The sequence below is a fragment of the Actinoplanes subglobosus genome (genome assembly GCF_042650585.1).
GTDB lineage: Bacteria > Actinomycetota > Actinomycetes > Mycobacteriales > Micromonosporaceae > Actinoplanes > Actinoplanes subglobosus.
Window position 1 is genome coordinate 41,717 of record NZ_JBHSBL010000017.1, and the last position, 22,320, is coordinate 64,036.

Here is a 22,320-nt window from a genome sequence, read left to right on the forward strand (position 1 = left end):
TCGACCGGCACTCAGTGGTGCACGTCACATCCGATCGAGTTGGTCGAGCACGAACCGGGGACGGTCGGTGATCACTCCGTCGACACGGTGCTCCAGCACCAGACTCAGATCGGCCTCGTCGTTGACCGTCCAGACGTACACCTGATGTCCGGCCGCCTTGATCGCCGGCAACAGTGACGGGCGCGCTCTGATCAGCTCGACGCCGGGCCCGGCGGTCCGGGCGCCGAACGGCAGCCGGCCCCGGCCGGCGCCCGGCGGCACGAACTCCATCAGGTAGACCGTGGGCAGAGCGGGTGCCTGGGCGCGGATGCGCCGCAGCGCGAGCGCCGCGAAGGACATCACGGTGACCTGTACGTCGTCGTCCGGTTTCGGATCGGCCAGGCCGTAGTGACGCAGCATCCGGACCAGGCGGCGCTCGACCTCGGCACCGTACCGGGACGGGTGTTTCGTCTCGATGAGCAGCCGCACCGGACGGCCGCAGGAGCGCACCGCCTCCAGCAAGCGCTCCAGCGTGAGCAGACGAGCCAGATCGGGCAGCTCGGCGTCGGCCGGGTAGCCGGGGTGCCAGGAGCCGTAGTTCAGGCTGTCCAGCTCGGCCAGGGTCTTCGAGCTGACCCGGCCCCGGCCGTCGCTGGTCCGGTCGAGCTTGCTGTCGTGCACACAGACCAGGTGGCCATCCCGGGTCAGCCGGACGTCGCACTCCAGACCGTCCGCACCCTCCTCGAGCGCCCGCAGATAGGCGCCGAGCGTGTGCTCGGGCAGTGCGTCGGCGCCACCGCGGTGGGCGAAGACCAGTGGGCGGTACCCGGTACTCACAGCACGCGGGCCGGCTGCCCGTTGTCGGTGACCACGTCCTTGCCGAGGGCGGCCCACGACTGCATGCCGCCGTCGAGGTTGCGCACGTTGTCCCACCCGTTGTTCATCAGGTAGGCCACGACCTGCCCGGATCGCCCGCCGGCCCGGCACACCACGACCACCTCGCCGTCGGTCGGGACCTCGGCCATCCGGGCCGGGATCTCCATCATCGGCAGGTGATGGGCGCCGGGCGCGTGGCCGGCCTCCCACTCGTCGGGCTCGCGCACGTCGAGCAGGTAGACGGCGGGGTCGACTTGATCAGCGGTGACGCTGGGAACCTGAGGTCCGAACACCCGATCAGCGTAAAGGGCGTTCACTTCTCGTTCGCCACGACCTCGGGGTGATCGAGGACGAACTGGGCCAGCTGGTCCTTCTTCGCCGCTTCGAACATCTCCAGGCTGATCTCCCGGAACTGCTCCCGCCCGCTGCCGTTGCTGGAGAACGTGCCGCTGTTGGTCCGCAGCAGCACCATGTCGTTGGCCGCGACGTCCTTCATGCCGAGCGCGAAGTCGGCCAGCTCGATGTCGCCGAGGTCCAGGGTGAAGGCGCTGCCCGCCGACTTGATCAGCGAACTGATCTTCAACGGGTTGGTCATCACGCCGCTCTCCGACGCCTTCTTGGCCATCGCCTTGAGCAGCTGCTGCTGGTGGCGCTGCCGGTCGTAGTCGCCGTTCTTGAGCCCGTACCGCTGGCGGGCGTAGTCGAGCGCCTCCCAGCCCTCCATCTGCCGACAGCCCACCTTGTGCACCACCGGCTTCGCGGTCAAGCCTTCCTTCTTGGCGTCGGTGAGATAGACCGGTTTGCCGTCGACGAGACCCAGATGCTTCGAGGTGACCTCCTGGTCGACGCACATGTCCACGCCACCGAGCTCGTCGATCACGCCCTTGAAACCGTTGAAGTTGATGATCGCGGCGCCGTCGAAGCTGATCCCGGTCATGTTCTTGAGGGTCTTGGCCAGCAGCTGAGCACCGCCGGCCGCTCCGGCGCCGTTCTGCGCGCCCCAGTAGAACGCCTCGGTCGCCTTGACCGTGCCGCCCTCCCACTTGCTCTTCGGGAACGCCGGCGCCTCGACCTCGGTGTCCCGCGGGACGGAGATCAGGAACGCCTGGTCGTGGGTGGCCGGGATGTGCAGGATGATGATCGTGTCCGAGTGCAGGGTGTCATCGGACCAGCTGGCCCGCTTGTCGACACCCATCAGCAGCAGGTCGATCGGGCCCTCGATGGTGGTGCCGCCACCCTCCTCGACCGTCTTCTTCGCGTCACCGGTGAGGTCCTGGACCTCGATCGTCTCGGTGGTCTGGCTGATCAGCATCTTGCCGCCGACGATGCCGCCACCGCTTGCGATCAGCAGCACCGCTCCGGCCGTGGCGGAGAGCCGCGCCCAGAGCGGTGACCGGCGCTTGCGTGGTTTCCCTGGTGGAGACGGTGGCACGACAGATGGCGACGGCCGTTGCGCCGTGACGGTCATGCAGCACTCCAAGGGGGGAGATCGGGGGCTGCATCACCTTACGGACAGCTCATGCACCAGCTGAAGGTCTTTCGGGTTTCAAGATGAAGTCATAGCTCACTGACAGCCGGCGCTTACTTCTTGACCGGGTTGGCCGCCAGCCACTCGTCCATCTTGTCGTCGGCCACCGCCTTGTAGAGCGCCAGCGCCTTCTCCCGGTCGGCGACCACGACCGACTGGCCGTCGATGGTGTCGCTGCCCTTGTTGGGGCTGGTGATGAAGGTGAGGTTCTCGCCGCGCAGGTTGCGGAACTGGACCGCCATGTCGGTCAGCGAGAACGTCTCGTCGACGGTGACCGCCTCGGTCACCGAACCGAGGAAGGCGTTCAGCTTCGTGGGGCTGGTCAGCGTGCCGCTGCTGGCCGCCTTGTCCATGATCGCCTTCAGGAAGTCCTGCTGGTGCTGCATGCGGGCGAAGTCGCCGCGGGCGAACTGCTTGCGCTGCCGCACCCAGTCCAGGGCCTGCGCCCCGTTCATGTGCATCGTGCCCTTCTTGAACTCGCGGAAGGGCTTGTGGATGGACGTGATGTCCTGCTCCACCTTCAGGTCCACGCCTCCGAGCGCGTCGGTGACCTCTTTGAAGCCACTGAAGTCGATGGTCATGACGTGGTCGATGCGCACGTCGGTCATGCACTCCACGGTCCGGACGGCGCGCGGGATGCCACCGAACGCGAACGCGGCGTTGATCTTCGCCCGGCTGCTGTCGCTGCACGGCGCGTTGTCCCCGGTCGGGATGCTCACCCACAGGTCACGAGGGATCGAGACGAGCTGGGCCGAGTTGTGGTCGTCCGGCACGTGCATCAGGATCAGCGTGTCGGCGCGCCACTGGTTCGCCTTGTCCTGCACGGCGTCCGGGTCACGCGAGTCGGTGCCGATCAGCAGGATGTTGAAGGCGCCCTCGACGGTCTTGCCGGGCCGGTCCGCGGTGATCCCGGAGAAGGCGTCGGTCCGCTTCAGGTTGTCGTCGAGGCCGGAGAAGTAGCCGTACGCCGATATGCCGGCGACGATCGCGATGACCAGGACGATGCCGCCGGCGACCATGGCGATGCGGCCCCACTTGGGCCGGAGCCGGGGACGACGGCCGCCGCCGCCGTAGGAGCGGCCGGTGCCGCCGGGCGGGCGCGGCCCACGGGGGCCGGCCGGTTGGAAGTCGCCACCACTGTGTGAGGAGCCGTTGTAGTCGCCGCGCGGGGGCTGGCCCGGCCCGGGCACGGACGCTCGTCCGGAGGAGTTGCCGCTGGGAGAGGTGGTGGCAGACATGTCACCCAGGTTACGTAGTGTCCGCCGGTGTTCCGTGCCGTCGCCGGTGCTTCGGCACGAAGGTGGGAGGAGTGACGACACGGACACGGACCGGTGCTGGCGACTGCACCGGTCCGTGGCACTGCTGAGAAGAGATCAGTGGGCTCCGTGGCCGGTCAGCGACCGGACCTCCAGCTCCGCGTACTTCTCCGGGTCGGTCTCCTTGCTGAGGACCGTGCCGAGCCAGCCGAAGAAGAAGCCGAGCGGGATCGAGATGATGCCCGGGTTGGACAGCGGGAAGAAGTGCCAGTCCTCGTTCGGGAACATCGCGGTGGCCGAGCCGGACACCACCGGCGAGAAGAACACCAGGAGCACCGCGGAGGCCAGGCCGCCGTAGATGGACCAGAGCGCGCCCGCGGTGTTGAACCGGCGCCAGAACAGGCTGTAGAGGATCGCCGGCAGGTTCGCCGACGCCGCCACCGCGAACGCGAGTGCCACCAGGAAGGCGACGTTCAGGCTCTGCGCGAAGATCGACAGGGCGATCGCCAGCGCGCCGATGACCAGGGCGGCGATTCGGGCGACCCGGACCTCCTCCCGCTCCGACGCGTTGCCCCGCTTGATCACGCTGGCGTAGAAGTCGTGCGCGAGGCTCGACGACGAGGCCAGCGTGAGACCGGCGACCACGGCCAGGATGGTGGCGAAGGCGACCGCCGCGATCACGGCCAGCATGATCGCGCCACCGGTCTCGCCGCCGAGGTAGTCGATGCCGAGCTGCTGGGCGAGCTGCGGGGCCGCGGTGTTGCCGGCCTTGTCCTGAGCGGTGATGTTCGCGCCGCCCACCAGAGCCGCCGCGCCGAAGCCCAGAGCCAGGGTGAACAGGTAGAACGTGCCGATGATGCCGATCGCCCAGAGCACGCTCTTACGTGCGATCCGGCTGGTCGGGACGGTGTAGAACCGGGTCAGGATGTGCGGCAGGCCGGCGGTGCCGAGGACCAGCGCGAGACCCAGCGAGAGCAGGTCCATCTTGCTGTAGAACGTCTTGGCCGCGTCGCCCGCGGTCTCGACGCCGTAGCGCAGGCCCGGCTCCAGGAAGGCCGATCCCTTGCCGGATCGTGCGGCGGCGTCACCGAGCAGCGCTGACAGGTTGAACTTGTAGTGCGCCAGCACCATCAGCACCATGATCAGCGCGCCGCCCATCAGCATGAACGCCTTGACGATCTGCACGTAGGTGGTGCCCTTCATGCCGCCGACCGTCACGTAGATGATCATCAGGGCGCCGACCAGGATGATCGTGGCGACCTTGGCGGTGCTCGCGTCCATACCCAGGAACGTGGCGCCCGGCTTGATACCGAGCAGCAGCGAGACCAGGGCGCCGGCGCCGACCATCTGGGCGATCAGGTAGAAGATCGACACCACGATGGTGGAGACACTGGCGGCGGTACGGACCGGGCGCTGACGCATCCGGAAGGCGAGCACGTCGGCCATCGTGAACCGGCCCGAGTTACGCAGGAACTCGGCGACCAGCAGCAGCGCCACCAGCCAGGCGACCAGGAAGCCGATCGAGTAGAGGAAGCCGTCGTAGCCGTACAGGGCGATGATGCCGGCGATGCCGAGGAACGACGCCGCGGACATGTAGTCGCCGCCGATGGCCATGCCGTTCTGGAAACCGGAGAACTGCCGGCCGCCGGCGTAGAAGTCGGTGGCCGTCTTGGTCTGCCGGCTGGCCCAGATCGTGATGCCCAGCGTGATCGCCACGAAGATCAGGAACAGCGTGATGGTGAGCGAGCGGGAACCGGCGGCCGCCTCGGCCGCGAGGATCTGCGGAGCCATCAGGAGTTGCCCCCCTCGGTGGCCGCGGCCGCGGGCTCGGCGGCGGGGCCGTTCTCCAGCTCGTTGTAGATGTCGTCGGCGAGCGGGTCGAGCTTCTGCGCGGCGTACCGCGAGTAATGCCAGGCGATCCCGAACGTCGAGACGAACTGGAGGACGCCGAAGATCAGCGCCACGTTGATGTTGCCGATCACCTTGATGGCCATGAAGTCCCGCGCGTACGCGGAGAGCAGCACGTAGAGCGAGTACCAGACGATGAAGGCGACCGTCGTCGGGAAGATGTAGCTGCGCAGTCGATGACGTAGTTGAGCGAACTCCTCGGAGCGCTGCACTTCGAGGTATCTCTCGGCGGATGCCGGCACGGGATTCACCACCTTCGTGGGGGATGACTTTCCGGCACCGTACGAAGGAGTGAGCCGTGTCACCGTCCGCCGGTCGGGGTCTGCGCTGAGTGGTGGTCTGACTGCGCTGAGCGGCAAACGGCAGGCGGTCAGGTCAGTTCGGTGTACCGACCCCGGTAGTGGATCAGAGGGGACCCCGCCGAACCGGCCCGGACGGTCTCGATCACTCCGTCGAGTAGCACCGCCCACCCGCACGGGCGGCTGCCGTCGAGGACGCACCCGGCCCAGGTGGCGGCATGTGCCGGGACCGGGCCGTAGTCGGTCTGCTGCCACTCGCCGGCCGCGAACAGTCCGCCCGGCGCCGGGAAGAGGCCGGCGAACCGGTCGGCGAGCCGGCGGTCGTCCGGGGTCAGCGGGGTGACGGCGAACCGCCCGGCCGCCGCGACCGCCTCCCAGAAGTCGCTCTCCTCGTCGATCAGGCCGAGCACCCGGCCCGGGTCGCCGTCGGCGATCATTGTGGAGGAGACGGTCAGGCCGGCCGGACCGGGCGCCGTCCACAGCGTCACGGTCGCGGCGAACCGGCCGCGCAGGCGCCGCACCTGGGACTTCTCCGTCTCCGGAACAGCGAACGGATCGGTGGAGTGGATGCGGCCACCCGGCTCGTCGGTCGTCATCCGATCATTGTGCCGATTACAGATTGCGCATGCGGCTACCCATTTTGATTGATCAACAACTATTTTCTAGTGATGATGCTGCGGGCCGGGGACGTCGTTCACGTCGGCCCGGAGGCGAGCGTCCAGTTCTCCGGCGACCGCGCGCTGACCCTCCGGATCATCCGGGTCGACCCGCGGGCCACCTACGACGGCTGGATCTGGCTGGAGGGCTACGTCCTCGACCCGACCGGCAGCGCACTTCAACGCCGCCGCATCTTCGTCCGCCGCGACGGCCTGCGTCACCTGCGTTAGCGCGGGGTCACCGCCGCCAGCAGCTCGGGCATCCGGCGGTCCAGCATCGTGCCGGCCAGATGCGCGCCGAGCAGATAGGCGCCGATGCCGTAGGCCAGACCCACCGGCAGCCCGAGCCACGGCCAGGTCAGGGTGAGGATCAGCACCGGGACACCGCCGAGCATCGCACCGAAGAGCGCACCCAGGCCGGGCAGCGTCTTGCTGAACCCGCCGCCCGACGACAACGAGAACGGCCCGGTCGTGTCCGGCAGCGCATACGCGGCCCGCACCGAGATCGGCAACACCAGCGCGAGACCCACGCCGTAGGTGGCCAGCAGTGTGCCCAACTGTGCCGCGACCTGTCCCGGGCCTCCGTCCACGAGACCCGTCACCACCGCCACGAGCAGCAGTAACGGGACGGTGAACAGGGCGTGCGCGGCGGCCCGGGAGTGCACCTCCAGACGCCCCGGGACCCCGGTCGCCAGATTGGTGGCGTAGGCGCTCCCCTCGTACCCGAACTGATTCGCCAAACCGATCGGTGCGATGGCGCCGACGATGAACGCCAGGCCCGCCGCACTGCCGCCGCCGCCCGCGAAAGCGGTCGAGAGCGGCAGGAAGACGCCGGCCATGCCGAGAGTGACCAGCGCGGCGCGCCGCCGCGTCTCCCGCCACCAGTAGCGGATCTCCCGCGCGGTCAGCGCACCGAAACGATTCCGCGGCGACCAGCGCAGCAGGAGCTGATCGACCGGGCCGCGATCGTCCGGCACACCGGCCCGGCCACGACCCGGACCGCCAGCCGCGCCGACCATCGCCTGCTCCAGCGTGCGGCTCCACCACCAGAGCAGACCGCCGATGGCGGCGAGGAGGATCAGGATCTTCAGGGGTACGGCCCACGCGCGGCCCGCCACGACATCGAGACCCATCGTGTACGGCGCACCGAGCGGAGTCCACCCGGTCACCTGGGCGATCGACTCGACCGACTCCCAATCGGCCCGGTTCAGCACCCCGAGCAGTGTCAACTCCAGTGGCCCGACCGAGGCGGCCACCACCGCGAGCATGATGGTGGCCAGGTCGCGGGCCCGCCGCGAACGCAGCGCGGTGGCGAACGCGCTGATCACCGCCCGGCTCAGCACCACGCAGAACAGCAGCCCCAGCACCACACCGGCCAGCCCGGCCAGGGCTGCCCCGGCCCCGCCGAGCTGGGCCGCCGACGTCACCATCCCGAGCGTGGCGGCCAGCGTGGCCAGCGCCGGAAGACCGGCCAGAGCGGCCGCGCCCAGCCCGGTGATCAGGGTGCGGCGGCGCAGTGGCAGCAGCGCGAACTGCGCCGGATCGAGCGTGTTGTCGACGCCGAAGAAGAGCAGTGGCAGGAACACCCAGCCGAGGATCAGCACCGCCCCGCCGAACGGGAACAGGATCTCGCCCGCGTCCGGCCGATCCAGCAGACCGGGAATTGCGAAGACGGCGTGACCGATGACCGCGAAGAAACAGGCGGAGACCAGGCCGAGCACGAACATGGCGATCCGGGCCGGGCGTCCGCGCAGGCTGTTCGCGGTGATCCGCAGCTTGAGCCGGACGAACGCCCGGACCCCGACCCGTCCGCCGGTGGGCGTCAGAGCCACGCGAGCTCCGACCCGGTGGCCACCCGGCCACCGACGACCTGCACGAACACGTCCTGCAAGGATCGGCCGCCGCGCACCTGCTCCAGCGTCCCGCACAGCCGCAGCACCCCGTCCGACATGATCGCGACGTGTGAGCAGAGGCGCTCCACCACCTCCAGCACGTGACTGGAGAAGACGACGGTGCCGCCTCCCGCCACGTACCGCTGCAGGATGTCGCGGATCAGCGCCGCCGACACCGGGTCGACCGCCTCGAACGGCTCGTCCAGCACCAGCAGCCGGGGCGCGTGCAACAGGGCGCACGCCAGGCCGATCTTCTTCTTCATGCCGGCCGAGTAGTCGACCACCAGGGTGCGGTTGCCACTCCCGAGCTCCAGCACGTCGAGCAGGTCACGGGCACGCTGGTCGACGACGTCGGCGGGCATGCCCCGCAGCAGGCCGTGATAGGCGAGCAGCTCCGGGCCGCTCAGCCGGTCGAACATCCGCACTCCGTCGGGCAGCACCCCGACCAGTGCCTTCGCCTCGGTGGGGGAGCGCCAGACGTCGTACCCCAGAAGGGAGATCTCGCCCTGGTCGGGCCGTAGGAGGCCGACCGCCATGGAGAGGGTGGTGGTCTTGCCGGCCCCGTTGGGGCCGAGCAGGCCGAAGAACGAACCGGCCGGCACCTCCAGGCTCACCCCGGAGACCGCCAGCCGTGTGTCGAAGTGTTTGACGAGCCCGCGCAGCGACATCGCCGCCGTGGCGTCCGCAGGGGGACGCTGTGCCGGAACGCTCATGAAAAGAACGTATCGGGCCACCGGGCGGTCCGGGAACACCCGGACCGCCCGAACCGATCAACCGACCCGCTCGATGACGGCCCGCCGGATCAGGAACTTGCCCGGCTCGCGGACCTCCTCGAAGGCGGCGTTGTTGAGCAGGATGCAGCTGCCCGAGACGCTGGCCACCTTGACCGTGATGCTCTTGTTGTTGTCCAGGTTCCGGACCCGCAGCGTGGTGCCGATCGGGAAGGTCCCGCTGGACGCGGCCGGGGCGCCGCCCTCGCCGGAGAGCGTGACGGTCGAGCCGGGGCAGACGACCTCGCCGCCCGCGTTGCCGCCGCCTGTGTTGCCGTTGTTCGCCGGCGGCTGGGTGGGTGGCTTGGTGGCCTGGGCCGGCGGCTTGGTGGCCTGCTGTGCGGGCGGGGTGGTCGCCTGCTGGGCCGGTGGGGCGGCGACGGCGCCGCTGCATCCGGCCTGCTTCTTCTGCACGTTGATCAGGTCGATCACGGCCTGTCGGTTGGCGATGATCGCCTCGGTCTGCGAGGTCGGGTTGGCGCGCTGCGCGGCGATGAACTGCTGGTTGTTGCGGATCGCCTGATCCATTCCGTCACAGACGGAGGAAGCGCTGCTCAGGCCGGTACCGACGGCGATACCGCCACCGACCACGGCGGCCACGACGAGCCCGATCACGATCTTGCGGTTGCTCCCGGTCTGGCCCGGGCGGCGGTATGTGCGTCTCATGCCCACGATTACGAGCACGCTCTGCCGCGCGGCCGGGGATCGAACATTAAAGATCCTTAAATCAATGATCGGGTACGCCGGACGCCCTCGGTGCCTGAACTCGGCCGATTCACCACCGGTTCCGATGGTGTGGCGCTCAGGATCGGCGGGGTTCAGGTCCGGAGGGCCTCGGGGGCGTGCAGACGCAGCATCGTCGCACCGACGTCCGGCGGGACCCGGCGGCCGGTGGCCAGCGAGACACCGACCATGACCAGGAACGCCAGCGGCACCGTCCAGGCGGCCGGCTGCCCGACGATCTCGGCCGCCCAGCCGGTCAACGGCGGCCCCAGAACGGTCACCAGCACCGCCGCCATCGCCGCACCGCCGCCGGCGACCAGGCCGGCGATCGCGCCCACGTCGGTGAGCCGCCGCCACCAGATGCCGAGGACCAGCAGCGGGCAGAAACTCGACGCGGCCACCGCGAACGCCAGACCTACGACGCGGGAGACGTCCATGTCGGACACGTACAGGGCGAGCCCGGTCGGGACCGCGGCGGCGAGCAGGGTGGCGATGCGGAAGTCACGGATCGAACCGTTGCGGCCGGGCCGCAGCACGTCCGTGAAGATCACCCCGGCGACACTGGTGAGCAGGCCGGACGACGTGGAGAGGAACGCCGCGAGCGCGCCTGCGGTGACCAGGGCGCCGAGCAGCCGTCCCAGATGTCCGTCACCGAGCGCGGCCTCGGGCAGCAGCAGGACCACGGCATCGGTGTTGCCGGTCATCAGCAGCTGCGGTGTGTAGATCCGGCCGAGCACCCCGTAGACGGTCGGGAGCAGGTAGAACAGACCGACCATGGCGAGCACGACGAGGGTGGTGCGGCGGGCCGAGGCGCCGTCGGGGTTGGTGTAGAACCGCACGAGCACATGGGGGAGCCCCATCGTCCCGAGGAACGTCGCCAGGATCAGCGAATACGTCGAGAAGAGCGTGGTCTTGTCGGGCAGCAGCCACGCGTCACCGAACTCGCTGTCCACAGTACTCACCCGCGGGACCGTCTCACCGGCGGCGAAGTGCAGCTCCTGGCCCTCCTCGACGCGCAGCGTGCCGTCCAGGACGGCGTCCTGCTGGATGGTCACGGTGGTGGCGGCGGGGAAGACCGCGCCCGGCGGCGGGGTCACCGCGGGGCGGCCGTCGGCCTGCCATTGCAGGATCAAGAAGATGATGGGTACGGCCAGAGCGGTCAGTTTCAGCCAGTACTGGAACGCCTGCACGAAGGTGATGGCCCGCATCCCGCCGAACGCCACGTTCGCCGTCACCACCACGGCCACCACCAGAGCTCCCCAGGCGTACGACCCACCGGTCAGCGTGGCGAACGTGAGGCCCGCCCCCTGCAGTTGGGGCAGCAGGTAGAGGCAGCCGATGAACAGCACGAACGCGGTGGCCAGCCGGCGCAGGGTGGCCGACCGGAGCCGCACCTGGCAGAAGTCGGGCAGTGTGAACGCCCCGGAGCGGCGCAGCGGGGCGGCCACGAACAGCAGCAGGGCCAGATAGCCGGCGGCGAACCCGACCGGGTACCAGAGCACGTCCACCCCGTACCGCAGGACGAGCCCGGCCACCCCGAGGAAGGACGCCGCGGAGAGATACTCGCCGCTGATCGCCGCCGCGTTCCAGGACGGGCTCACCGACCGGGAGGCGACCAGGAAGTCCGATGTGGTCCGGGCGAAACGCAGCCCGTACGCCCCGATCGCCACCGTCAGCAGCAGGACCAGGACCAGGCCGGGCGCCAGGTACGGGTTCACTGCTCCGGCCTGCGGATGAGGGCCGCGAAGTCCTGCTCGTTGCGCTCGGCCCAGCGCACGTAGGCCGCGCCGACCAGGACCAGGAACGGGAACGACAGCACCCCGAGCAGCACCCAGGGCAGGTGCACCCCGAAGACCTTGACCTCGCCGACGGCCGGTGCGACCGCGAACAGCAGTGGCAGGGTGCCCAGCCCGGCCGCGACCACCAGCGCGAGCCGCAGCGCGAGCGCCAGCTGGGCCCGGACCAGGCCCTTGACGAGCGCCTCACCGACCGGGGTCTGCTCGGTGAGGTCGGTGCTGCCGTGGTCGGCCGTGCCGCGCCGGGAGGCGGCGTCGGCCAGCACGACCGTCACGCGCGGGCGCGGGGGCGGATCGTCGACGGCCATGTCCGGCAGTCTGTCCGCCCCCGGCCGAATGTCAATACCGGTACCACATCTGGGCGCAGGCGCTGGGGCTGACCGGCGGGTACTTCGCGATCAGCGCACGGGCCGACTCCCGGGCCTGGTTGTAGCCGCGCCAGTCGTCGGCGGGCATGCCGGCGCCGATCGCGTCCAGCAGGCAGGCGCGGCGGTCGGCGTCGTCGAGACCGGCGAGCGCGGGTACGGCGTCCGGGGAGAGGTCGGCCAGGTACTGAAAGTCGATCTTCTGGGTGCGCTCGAACCGCTGGACGTGGTTCTCCGCGATCAGCCCGTCCGGGTTGGCTCCGGTCAGCCCGAGCAGGGCCAGCACACCGGCCGCGATCGCCACGCGGGGTAGCCAGGACGCCCGGATCCGGATGCCGGCGACCAGCACCATCACGAGCACCAGCCCGAACCAGCCCTCGCAGAAGGCGACGAGCAGCCGGAGCCGGGTCAGGCCGTATGTCTCGGTGTAGAGGTTCATCCGGTGCAGTGCCGACCCGACGATCACCAGTGTCAGCGTTGCCAGGGCGCCGAGCACCACGCGCAGCAGAATCCGGTCGGCGCGCTCGGTCCGCGGTGCCCAGCGGGCCGCGCCGGCGAGCACCACCAGGGTCAGCGCGGTGACGACGCAGAGCTGCCAGAAGCCGCCGCGGGCGTACTCCGCGTAGGTCAGGCCCTCGGTCTCCACCACGTGCTGCGCGCCTCCGAAGAGGACGGCCAGCTGGATCGCCACGAATGCGGCGAAGAGCATCACCAGCAGGCCGAGCGGGATCGCCCACTCCAGGCGGCCGACCTTGCGGCCCTCGGTGTGGTCCAGCCGGCCCGGCGTGGGCGGAGCGGCCCGTAGGAAGGCCCCGGCGGTCAGCAGCGGGGCGGCGACCAGCGTGACGAAGACCCACCGGACGATGGTGACCGGGCTCAGGTCGGGGATGGCGGCCTCGAAGAACCGGGCGAACGCGGCGTCCGCCGACACGAAGAGCGCACCGAAGACGACGAGCAGCACCACCGACACCGCCACGGTGGCCATCACCCGCATCGCGTCACCGCCGCGTCCCGGGCCGCGCAGTCGTGCGGCGCCACGGGCCATCCACAGGCCGCCCCGGCTCGCGGCGATCGGGACCAGCGCGTAGGTGACGACGATCGACCGCAGCGAGCGGCCGGAGGAGAGGGCCAGCGCGGTGGTCAGTGTCGCGGTGAGCAGGCAGAGCACGAAGAGCCAGCCGGCCGCCCGGAACGTGCCGGTCGCGAGCAGTGCGACGGTCGCGGCGGCCCAGAAGTACCGGTCCGGGGTGCCGGTGCCGGCGCGGTGACCGACCAGGGCGGGAACCGCCTCGGGTGCCCGGACGACCCGGGCCGCGATCAGGGCGGCGGTCCCGGCCAGCGCGGTGACGAACCAGCCGAGGCCGGCCCGGTCCAGCGGGACGCTGAGGGCGGTGACCAGGGTGGCGGCGAGTACGGCGACGACGGTGGCGGGCGAGGCCGGGCGGCCGGGTCCCGGCCAATGCCGGCTCCAGGGGTTCGCGGCCGGCCACGGGCCATGGAGAAGTCCTATTTGTCCGTTCGTAGGTTGCGTGGTGGCTATGGACATGACGGTGTTCCCCCCTCAGACCGCTCGAAGCGGAAGTCGTACCTGGATGTGGCATCCGCGCCGGTCGTCCGGTTCGACCACGGCGATGGTGCCCCGGTGCAGCTGCACCACCCAGCGGGCGATCGCCAGGCCCAGCCCGGTACCACCGCCGGTGGCGCGCTCGCCACGCGTGAAACGCTCGAAGACCCGCTCGCGCTCCGCGGCGGGGATGCCGTCGCCCTGATCCACGACGGCCAGCACCACGTGATCGTCGTGCCGCTCGGCCCGGACCGTGACGACACCACCGGCCGGGCTGTGCCGGGCCGCGTTGTCCAGCAGGTTCGCGAAGACCTGGTGCAGGCGCTCCCGGTCGCCGGGCACCACGAGCCGCGGCGCCGACACCTCGAACCGGACATCGTGGCCGGTGCCGCCGGCGTTCACCGTCGCCTCCCGCGCGACCCGCTCCAGGAAGTCCGGCACGTCGATCGGCTCGTGCCGCATCGGCACCACACCGGCGTCCAGCCGGGACAGGTCCAGCAGGTCGGTGACCAGGCGGCTCAGTCGCTCGGTCTGGGCCAGGGCCGTCTCCATCGTCTCCGGCTCGGCCGTGGCCACCCCGTCGACGATGTTCTCCAGCAGTCCCCGCAGGGCGGTGATCGGCGTACGCAACTCGTGCGACACGTTGGCGATCAGCTCCCGCCGCTGCCGGTCGGAGGCCGCCAGATCCGCCGCCATCTGGTTGAACGCCGTCGCCAGCTCACCGACCTCGTCCTGCGACCGGGTCCGGATGCGGCGGGTGTAGTCGCCGCGGGCCATCTCCCGGGCCGCGACCGTCATCTCCCGCAGCGGCACGGTCGCGCCGTGCGCCATCACCTGCAGCGTGACCAGCCCGAGCGCCGCGGCGATGGCGATCCACAGCAGGTCGACCCGGTAGAAGTCGATGCTCCACAGGAACACCAGCAGGCCCACACCGCCGGCGAACCCGAGCGCCAGGGAGAGTTTCGCCTTGATCGACCGGACCGGGTCGAGCGGCCGGGGCAGGTACGCGAAGAGCGGGGCGACCAGGTTGTGGATGCGCACCATCAGCCAGCTGATCACCGGTCGACCTCCAGGGCGTAGCCGACGCCGTGGACCGTACGGATCAGGTCCGCCCCCAGCTTGCGCCGCAACCCCTTGATGTGGCTGTCCACCGTCCGTGTGCCGGACGTGTCGGCCCAGCCCCACACCTCGGACAGCAACCGCTCGCGGGGCACGACGGTGCGCGGCCGGCCGGCCAGATGGGTCAGCAGATCGAATTCGGTCGGGGTCAGATGCACCTCGACGCCACCGCGCAGCACCCGCCGCTCGGCCTGGTTGATCTCCAGATCACCGATCCGCAGGCCCGGGACCGGTGCCGGGGCGGTGGCCTTGTCCGCCCGCCGGAGCAGGGCGTGCACCCGGGCCGCGAGCACCCGCATCGAGAACGGCTTGACCATGTAGTCGTCGGCGCCGACCGCGAGCCCGACCAGCTGATCGGTCTCGTCGTCGCGGGCGGTCAGCATCAGGACCGGAACCCGCTGGTCCTGGACCCGGCGGCACACTTCGAGGCCGTCGAAGCCGGGCAGCATGACGTCGAGGACCATCAGATCCGGCGGGGTGTGACGGACCGCCGCGACCGCGCTCGGCCCGTCCCCGACCACCTGCACCAGGAAGCCCTCGGCTCGAAGCCGGGCGGCCACCGCGTCTGCGATGGCTCGCTCGTCCTCCACGACGAGAACCCGTCGCTCGACACTCTCCATGCTCCTGGCACCTCCCGGACGAACCTGGTCGCCGGCCGGTGTGCCCCCGTGACTCACCGGCCGGTGGCCAGGAGCTTATTGACCGCCTGCGCAGGGCCGGCGGTGGAGATGTGAACAACCTGTGGAGATGCATCCTGCGTGCGTGTGCGTGCTCACAACCGGGGTGTGGCACAGATTGGCACTGATCCGGGATAGACGCTCAGCACCTGTGGATAACTCTGTGGACAAGCCTGTGGGGCTGTGGAAAACCGTGTGGATTCAGCGGGTCCAGTCGTGCTTTGCCGCTCTGATCAGGCGATCCTTCAGCTCGCGGGTGTGCCGGCGACTCACCGGAAGCTCGGCACCGTCCACCGCCACCACATAACCAGAGCCGGTCAACCGCAGCTCGGTGACCAGTCGTAACTGGACGAGATACGAACGGTGAATGCGAACGAAACCGGCATTTGCCCATCTCTCGGCCAGGGTTGCCAGCGAGACCCGTACCAGATGAGATGTTTCCCCCGTGTGAAGCCGGGCGTAATCGCCCTGCGCCTCCACCCACCGCACCGACGACCGCGGCAGCATGCGGGTCGTGCCGGCCAGCTCCACCGGGATGGCCGGCTCGTCGGCCGGGACGGCCGGCGCCGGTGCCGCACGCAGCCCCGACACCCGGCGCAGCGACTCGGCCAGCCGCTCGGCCCGCACGGGCTTGCGAACATAATCGGTCACACCCAGGTCGAAGGCGTCCACCGCGCCGTCGTCGTAGGCGGTCACGAACACGATCGCCGGAGGCTGCGCGAACCGCCGCAGGATCCGCGCCAGCTCCATGCCGTCCAGCCCGGGCATCCGGATGTCCAGGAAGACCGCGTCCACCTCGGTGTCGCGCAGCACCCGCAGCGCCTCGGTCGCGTCACCCGCCCGGTGCACCTGCGCCACACGGCCGTCCGCGTTCAGCAGATAGGCCAGCTCGTCGAGGGCCGGCGGCTCGTCGTCGACGGCCAGGACCACGAGACTCATGCCCGCACCTGGGGGTGGAACTTCGGCACCCGCATGCTCACCTTCGTACCCGAGCCGGGCGCCGTCTCCACCACCAGGCCGTTGTGATCGCCGAAAACCGAGCGCAGACGTTCGTCCACGTTCACCAGACCGACGTGCTGCCCGTCCTCGGAGTCCGACCCGTCCAGCGTGAACACCGCCGGATCCATGCCGACCCCGTCATCCTCGACCGTGATGTGGCATTCCGCCCCCGCGTCACGTGCCTCGATGCTCACCATACCGACGCCCGGCTTACGCGACAGCCCGTGCCGGACGGCGTTCTCCACCAGCGGCTGCAGGCACAGGAAGGGCAGACCCACCGGCAGCACCTCCGGCGCGATCTGCAGTCGCACCTGGAGCCGGTCACCGAACCGGGCCCGCTCGATCGTCAGGTAACGGTCGATCGACCGCAGTTCCTCGGCCAGCGTCGTGAACTCGCCGTGCGCCCGGAACGAGTAGCGGGTGAACTCGGCGAACTCCAGGATCAGCTCCCGGGCCCGCTCCGGATCGGTGCGCACGAACGACGCGATCGCGGTCAGCGCGTTGTAGATGAAATGCGGGCTGATCTGCGCCCGCAACGCCCGGACCTCGGCCCGCGCCAGGCGCTCCCGCGACGACTCCAGCTCGGCCACCGCCAGCTGCGACCCGGCCCAGCGCGCCGCCTCCAGCGTCGCCTGCACCAGACCCGGCGCCGGCTGCCCGTCGGCCACCGCGATCAGCGCGGCCTTCGCCGCACCACCCGGGCCGGCCAGCGGCGCGATCACGGCACCGCGCGCCACGCAGTCGACACGATCACAGGACAGATCAGACCCATTGAGTACGACCGAACGCTGCGCTTTGACCGCTTTGTGCGCTGCCGCGATCAGCTCCTGCTCGTGGTGGGCGCCCCTGCCGTCGTACGCCAGGCATCTGTCCCCATCGACGATCGCCAGGCCCACCGAACCGACCAGGACCCGCAGATGCCGGATCGCCTTTCCGGCCGTCGCCGGCGTCAGCCCGGCGCGCAGCGGCTCGGCCGCCAGCACCGCCGTGTGCAGAACGTCGTAGGTCGCCCGCTGCATCGCCGTGGCGATCCCGCGCCGAGCCCGCAGCCGCAGTACCGCGACCACCGCCGCGGCCAGGGCGGCGAGCACAGCGACCACCGCCACCGCGCTCCCGACCTGCCCGTTCACCCCGTGATATTGACGGGTTCACGATTCCGAGTCCAGCCCCGCCGCGGAGCGAAGCGGAGCCAGCCAGCTCAGTAGGCGCCTTTACGCTTGAGAACCACGCCGATGGTGCGCCAGAGAATGCTCAGGTCGTACGTCAGCGACCAGTTGTCCACGTAGTAGAGGTCCAGCCGGACCGCCTCGTCCCAGGACAGGTCGGAACGGCCGCTGACCTGCCACAGGCCGGTCATACCGGGACGCACCAGGAGCCGCCGCCGGACGTCGCCCAGGTAATCGCCGTCGTCCGCGGGCAGCGGGCGCGGGCCGACCAGCGACATCTCGCCCTTCAGCACGTTGATCAGCTGAGGCAGCTCGTCCATCGAGGTGGCCCGTAGCTTCGCCCCGAACGAGAAGATCCGCGGGTCCTGCTTCATCTTGAAGAGCATGCCGTCGGTCTCGTTGAGCTCGTCCAGCGTGGCCTTGCGCTCCTCGGCGTCCACATACATGGTCCGGAACTTCCACACCCGGAACGTCCGGCCGTCGTGACCGACCCGCGTCTGCCGGAAGAACACCGGGCCCGGGTCGGACATCCGGATGCCGAGCGCGATGAACAGCAGGATCGGGCTGATCACCAGCAGGCCGAGACCCGCCGCGACCCGGTCCATCAGGTTCTTCACCAGCCAGCCGGGACCGGACAGGGTCGGCTCCTCGACGTGCAGGAGCGGCAGACCCTCGATCGGGCGGATGTGCACCCGCGGGCCGGCGATATCGGTGAGCTGCGGCGCGACCACCAGGTCGACGCCGGTGCCCTCCAGCTGCCAGGCCAGGCGGCGCAGCTCACCGGGCTCGGAACTGGCCGAACCGCAGACCGCGATCGTGTCCGCACCGACCTCGCGGACCAGCGACAACACGTCGCGGCCGGCGTACACCGGAACCGGCGTCTCGATGCCGCGGGCGGCGGCGAAACCGTCGGTCAGGTGGATGGCGACCGGGATGAGACCAGCGGCCGGGCTGCGGGTGACGGCGGTGTAGACCTCCAGCGCCTCCGGCAACGTGCCGACCAGGACCATCCGGTGCGCGCCGTGACCGGTGTGCCGGCGCGCCACGTGCAGCACCTGCCGGGCCAGCGCACGGCAGAGCAGGATGAGGAGCAGCGCGCTGACCGAGACCGTGGCGACCGTGCCACGGGACAGGTCGGCCTTGGTGGCGAACGCGAGCAGCGAGACCGCGGCGACGACGGTCACCGAGGCACGGACGACCCGCTTGAACTCCTCACTGCCAAGACCGAGATAACGCCGGTCGTACGACCCGTTGGTCCAGAGAATGACCAGCCAGCCGAGCGGCAGCACGATGTAGGCGAAGAAGTTGAAGAGTTCCGGTCCTTCGAGGAAGAGCCAGGACTGGTTCAGGCCGGCGCGCGATTTCTCCAGAAACGTGCTGGCGATCCAGCTGGCGCCGAGAGTGGAGAGCAGATCGAGCAGGACCAGCGCGAAGGTGTACGGCCGGTGCCAGCGGGAACGTCTGCGGCTCTGTCGGCCCCACGCGTTCCGCGGCACCCCGTTGCTCGGCGGCTGCTGTTCCTGCCACTCGAAGCTGTCGTACCGCACGGGTCTGCTCCGGCTGCTGTCGGTAGTTGGGCGATGCAGGCTAGTAGTCACTCCGCCTACGTCCTCCCGCATCCGGAAAAAGATTACGCACCGCCACGACCTTGGGATCATCGGCGGGTCCGCCGATACCCGTTCGCGTCAAGACGGTTGCCAGGGACCGGGCCACTATACCGATGGATCGGCGATAGAGAAGGTGACGTGACGGCGGCAATCGTGATGTATACGCACTGTCATCATTCGGTAGCGGCTCACCGCACCAGCTTGGACAGCCGCCGGTCGGCCAGCGGTTTCCCTCCCGTTTGGCAGGTCGCGCAGTACTGCAAGCTCTTGTCCGCGAACGACACCTCACGGACCGTGTCGCCACACACCGGACAGGGCAGGCCGGTACGGGCGTGGACCCGCATACCAGCGCGTTTCTCGCCTTTGAGCTCGGCCGCTTTCTGTCCCACCGACCGGGCCACGGCGTCCGTCTCGATCGCGCGCATCGCCTCGAACAGCGTGGCGACCTGCTCGTCACTCAGTTTTCCGGTCAGCGCGAAAGGGGACAGTTTCGCGGCGTGCAGGATCTCGTCGGAATACGCGTTACCGATCCCGGCCAGCACCTCCTGGTCGACGAGGACCCCTTTGATCTGTCCTTTTCGCCCACGGATGCGAGTCGCGAACTCCTCCAGCGACACGGCCAGCGCGTCCGGGCCGAGCCGGGCCACCCCCGGGACCTCCAGCGGATCCCGCACCAGATAGGCGGCCAGCGACTTCTGCGTACCGGCCTCGGTCAGATCGAAACCGGAACCGTCGTCCAGCCGCACCCGGACCGCGATCGGGCCACTGCCCGGTTTCAGCGGGGCCGGCGACTTGAACGACTCCCGGTAGTGCAGCCAGCCCGCCCGGGCCAGGTGAACGATCAGGTGCAACTCGTCGCCGACACCGACGTCGAGGAACTTGCCGTGCCGCCCCGCACTCGTGACCGGCAGCCCGGCCAGCGCGGACGGCTGCGGATCATAGGTCTTCAGGGCGCTGAAGGAGGCGACTTCGAAGCGTTCCACGGCACGGCCGACCGCACGCTCACGCAGGTAGGCCGCGAGCGCCTCGACCTCGGGGAGTTCGGGCACTCCCTCACGGTAGCGTCTCGCCTCATGAAGGTGGTGGTGGCGCACAACCGGTACCGCGAGGCGATCCCCTCCGGCGAGAACGTGATCGTCGACACGGAGATCGGACAGTTGCGGGAGGCCGGCGTCGAGGTGATCCCGTTCCAGCGCAGCTCCGACTCGATCGACACGATGTCGGCGGCGCGCAAGGCGTTGCTGCCGATCTCCCCGGTCTACGGCGCCGACGCCCAGCGTGATCTCGCCGCGGTGCTGCGGGCCGAACGCCCGGACGTGTTGCACCTGCACAATCCGTACCCGCTGCTGTCGCCGTGGGTGATCCGGACCGCGCACGCCCACGGTGTCCCGGTCGTGCAGACCGTGCACAACTACCGGCAGGTCTGTTCGTCCGGCCTCTACTTCCGCGACGGGCACAACTGTCACGACTGCCGCGGCAAGCTCGTCGGGCTGCCCGCGATCAAAAACCGCTGCTACCGCGGTTCCGCCGCCCAGAGCGCGATCATGGCGACCACCCTGGCGCTGCACCGGCCGACCTGGCGTTCGGTCGACCGCTACATCGCCCTCACCGACAAGATCGCCGCGCATCTCACCGACTACGGCATCCCCGCCGACCGCATCGTGATCAAACCGAACGGACTGCCCGATCCCGGTACGCCCGCCCCGCTCGGTGAAGGGTTCCTCTACGGCGCGCGGCTCTCCCCGGAGAAGGGGCTCGGCCTGCTGCTCGACGCCTGGCGGCAGCACCCGGACGGCAGCCTCGGCCCGTTGCGCATCGCCGGCGACGGTGAGTTGCGCCCGCTGGCCGAAGCGGCCGCCGCCGAACGATCCGACGTCACCTATCTCGGCCCGCTCGACCGGGCCGGCATGGTCGCGGCCCGGCAGGCCTCAGCGGTCGTCATCGCCGTTCCCACCTGGGAGGACGTGCTGCCCACGGTGATTCTGGAGGCGATGTCGTCGGGGCGGGCCGTGCTCGGGACCGCGGTCGGTGGCATCCCCTACATGGTCGGTACCGGTCCGGCCGCCGCCGGCTGGCTGGCCCAGCCGGACCCGGCGTCCCTCGCCGCGGCGCTGCCGGTCGCCCGGTCCGGCGCGGCCACCGCTGCCGCCGCCGCGCGGGTCCGCTACCAGGAGCACTTCCACCCAGGTGTCCTGACTCCGCGCCTGATCGCCGTCTACACGGAGATGTCCAGCACCCTCCCCAGCAGGCCTTAGCCGCCGCTGCTCTCCGCCTCCGCCGCCGCTGCTCACGGCTGGCGGTGTGTGAGGGGCGCGGGCCGTCGCGGAGGCAGGTTGTGGGTTGCCGGTGACCTGTCCGGGCGACGGCTCGCGAACTGGACGTCTGGGTGGTCAGGAGCCCTTCAGGGAGGCCCGGCCGGCGAACGCGATCGACGCGGCCAGGAAACCGCCGTTGATCAGGGTGAAGAGGGCCACGAACCAGACCGCCCACTGCGGTGCGACGGTCAGGACCACGCCGGCCAGGGTGATCACGGCGCCGTAGTCACGGACCAGCTTGGCCGCCCGGACCGGGAAGGACGTGCTGGTCACCATGCTGGCGGCCTGGGTGCCGGACTGCATCACCGAGGTGACCAGGTTGACCATCCAGGTCGCGGCGAACGCGGCCAGCAGCCAGGCGGGAGTGTCCGGTTCCTGGGCCTTGGCGGTCGCGGCCAGGGCTGCCACCAGCGAGGACTGCACCGCCACGTCGCAGAGCACGTCGAGGCGCCCGCCGGCGGCGCTGGACTGGCCGGTCACCCGGGCCAGCTGGCCGTCGGAGCAGTCGAAAGCGTAGGCGAGCTGCCAGCCGATCAGGGCTATCAGACCGATCGGGGCGGCCCACAGGCTGCCCTCGGCGACCGGGCCGGCGGCGACGATCACGATGAACGAGACCAGGCAGCCCAGACCGAGGTTGAGGATGGTCAGGACGGTCGGTGACAGGTGACGCTTGTGTGCACTGACCGCGATCCGTGCGCCGATCCGCTGGCTGATGCCCTCGCTGAACAGGCCACCGCCGCGGTTGACCGCGTAGTAGTCGGCTGCTGTGGGCGGGCCGCTGGACGCGGGCGCCGCGCCGGGGTTTTCAAACCGGGCGCCCCCCCC

21 protein-coding genes and 1 pseudogene are annotated in these 22,320 nt (G+C 70.1%); 2 read left to right on the forward strand and 20 right to left on the reverse strand.

Translation table 11 applies throughout. From position 1 onward, the window contains the following. Positions 1 to 24: 24 nt before the first annotated feature. The 7 genes from ACFO0C_RS18090 to ACFO0C_RS18120 all read right to left on the reverse strand — a co-directional run bounded on the left by ACFO0C_RS18090 (position 25) and on the right by ACFO0C_RS18120 (position 6,442). Entirely contained in the window at positions 25 to 816 is a 792-nt protein-coding gene (locus ACFO0C_RS18090; RefSeq protein WP_378067826.1) for a glycerophosphodiester phosphodiesterase, read from the reverse strand. After that, entirely contained in the window at positions 813 to 1,148 is a 336-nt protein-coding gene (locus ACFO0C_RS18095) for a rhodanese-like domain-containing protein (protein WP_378067827.1), read from the reverse strand. Before ACFO0C_RS18095 ends, ACFO0C_RS18090 begins: the two co-directional genes overlap by 4 nt. A 20-nt stretch (positions 1,149 to 1,168) precedes the next feature. Further along, a complete protein-coding gene (locus tag ACFO0C_RS18100; protein ID WP_378067828.1) occupies positions 1,169 to 2,209 on the reverse strand; it encodes an LCP family protein in 1,041 nt (346 codons plus the stop codon). A gap of 227 nt (positions 2,210 to 2,436) precedes the next feature. Continuing rightward, positions 2,437 to 3,621, reverse strand: a complete 1,185-nt coding sequence (locus tag ACFO0C_RS18105) for an LCP family protein (RefSeq protein WP_378067829.1) — start codon at positions 3,619 to 3,621, stop codon at positions 2,437 to 2,439. A gap of 135 nt (positions 3,622 to 3,756) precedes the next feature. After that, positions 3,757 to 5,430 (reverse strand): solute symporter family protein, encoded by a 1,674-nt coding sequence (locus ACFO0C_RS18110; RefSeq protein ID WP_378067830.1) that lies wholly within the window; start codon positions 5,428 to 5,430, stop codon positions 3,757 to 3,759. Continuing rightward, positions 5,430 to 5,789, reverse strand: a complete 360-nt coding sequence (locus ACFO0C_RS18115; protein ID WP_378067831.1) for a DUF485 domain-containing protein — start codon at positions 5,787 to 5,789, stop codon at positions 5,430 to 5,432. Before ACFO0C_RS18115 ends, ACFO0C_RS18110 begins: the two co-directional genes overlap by 1 nt. A gap of 128 nt (positions 5,790 to 5,917) precedes the next feature. Then, positions 5,918 to 6,442: a flavin reductase family protein gene (locus ACFO0C_RS18120; RefSeq protein ID WP_378067832.1), complete on the reverse strand. Its 525-nt coding sequence runs from the start codon at positions 6,440 to 6,442 to the stop codon at positions 5,918 to 5,920. Between the two features lie 48 nt (positions 6,443 to 6,490). Between ACFO0C_RS18120 and ACFO0C_RS18125 the strand changes: the two genes are divergently transcribed. After that, entirely contained in the window at positions 6,491 to 6,733 is a 243-nt protein-coding gene (locus ACFO0C_RS18125; RefSeq protein ID WP_378067833.1) for a hypothetical protein, read from the forward strand. Here ACFO0C_RS18125 and ACFO0C_RS18130 read toward each other — a convergent pair. The 12 genes from ACFO0C_RS18130 to ACFO0C_RS18185 form a co-directional block, all read right to left on the reverse strand. Beyond that, complete coding sequence (locus ACFO0C_RS18130; RefSeq protein ID WP_378067834.1) at positions 6,730 to 8,334, reverse strand: ABC transporter permease; 1,605 nt, start codon at positions 8,332 to 8,334, stop codon at positions 6,730 to 6,732. The two genes, ACFO0C_RS18125 and ACFO0C_RS18130, sit on opposite strands and share 4 nt — an antisense overlap. Continuing rightward, positions 8,325 to 9,107: an ABC transporter ATP-binding protein gene (locus tag ACFO0C_RS18135; protein ID WP_378067835.1), complete on the reverse strand. Its 783-nt coding sequence runs from the start codon at positions 9,105 to 9,107 to the stop codon at positions 8,325 to 8,327. The genes ACFO0C_RS18130 and ACFO0C_RS18135 overlap by 10 nt, the downstream gene beginning before the upstream one ends. Positions 9,108 to 9,164: 57 nt before the next feature. Continuing rightward, positions 9,165 to 9,830: a hypothetical protein gene (locus ACFO0C_RS18140; RefSeq protein WP_378067836.1), complete on the reverse strand. Its 666-nt coding sequence runs from the start codon at positions 9,828 to 9,830 to the stop codon at positions 9,165 to 9,167. Positions 9,831 to 9,982: 152 nt separating this feature from the next. Next, a complete protein-coding gene (locus ACFO0C_RS18145; RefSeq protein ID WP_378067837.1) occupies positions 9,983 to 11,605 on the reverse strand; it encodes a sodium/solute symporter in 1,623 nt (540 codons plus the stop codon). Further along, a complete protein-coding gene (locus ACFO0C_RS18150; RefSeq protein WP_378067838.1) occupies positions 11,602 to 11,991 on the reverse strand; it encodes a hypothetical protein in 390 nt (129 codons plus the stop codon). Before ACFO0C_RS18150 ends, ACFO0C_RS18145 begins: the two co-directional genes overlap by 4 nt. A 31-nt stretch (positions 11,992 to 12,022) precedes the next feature. After that, positions 12,023 to 13,594, reverse strand: a complete 1,572-nt coding sequence (locus ACFO0C_RS18155) for a DUF4153 domain-containing protein (protein ID WP_378067839.1) — start codon at positions 13,592 to 13,594, stop codon at positions 12,023 to 12,025. Between the two features lie 15 nt (positions 13,595 to 13,609). Then, positions 13,610 to 14,656 (reverse strand): HAMP domain-containing sensor histidine kinase, encoded by a 1,047-nt coding sequence (locus tag ACFO0C_RS18160; RefSeq protein WP_378068500.1) that lies wholly within the window; start codon positions 14,654 to 14,656, stop codon positions 13,610 to 13,612. A gap of 11 nt (positions 14,657 to 14,667) precedes the next feature. Next, positions 14,668 to 15,351, reverse strand: a complete 684-nt coding sequence (locus ACFO0C_RS18165; RefSeq protein WP_378067840.1) for a response regulator transcription factor — start codon at positions 15,349 to 15,351, stop codon at positions 14,668 to 14,670. A 258-nt stretch (positions 15,352 to 15,609) separates the two neighbouring features. Further along, complete coding sequence (locus tag ACFO0C_RS18170; protein ID WP_378067841.1) at positions 15,610 to 16,347, reverse strand: LytR/AlgR family response regulator transcription factor; 738 nt, start codon at positions 16,345 to 16,347, stop codon at positions 15,610 to 15,612. Next, complete coding sequence (locus ACFO0C_RS18175) at positions 16,344 to 17,537, reverse strand: sensor histidine kinase (RefSeq protein ID WP_378067842.1); 1,194 nt, start codon at positions 17,535 to 17,537, stop codon at positions 16,344 to 16,346. The genes ACFO0C_RS18170 and ACFO0C_RS18175 overlap by 4 nt, the downstream gene beginning before the upstream one ends. 68 nt (positions 17,538 to 17,605) lie before the next feature. Next, complete coding sequence (locus ACFO0C_RS18180; protein WP_378067843.1) at positions 17,606 to 19,192, reverse strand: sugar transferase; 1,587 nt, start codon at positions 19,190 to 19,192, stop codon at positions 17,606 to 17,608. 176 nt (positions 19,193 to 19,368) lie between these two features. Further along, on the reverse strand, positions 19,369 to 20,229 hold the full coding sequence (locus ACFO0C_RS18185) for an Fpg/Nei family DNA glycosylase (RefSeq protein WP_378067844.1): 861 nt from the start codon (positions 20,227 to 20,229) through the stop codon (positions 19,369 to 19,371). Between the two features lie 24 nt (positions 20,230 to 20,253). On the opposite strand from ACFO0C_RS18185, the gene ACFO0C_RS18190 reads away from it, so the two are divergent. Continuing rightward, complete coding sequence (locus ACFO0C_RS18190; RefSeq protein ID WP_378067845.1) at positions 20,254 to 21,435, forward strand: glycosyltransferase; 1,182 nt, start codon at positions 20,254 to 20,256, stop codon at positions 21,433 to 21,435. 135 nt (positions 21,436 to 21,570) lie between these two features. Here the strand turns inward: ACFO0C_RS18190 and ACFO0C_RS18195 are convergent. Then, positions 21,571 to 22,266, reverse strand: a pseudogene (locus tag ACFO0C_RS18195) (CDP-alcohol phosphatidyltransferase family protein); the annotation flags it as partial. Positions 22,267 to 22,320: the final 54 nt, after the last annotated feature.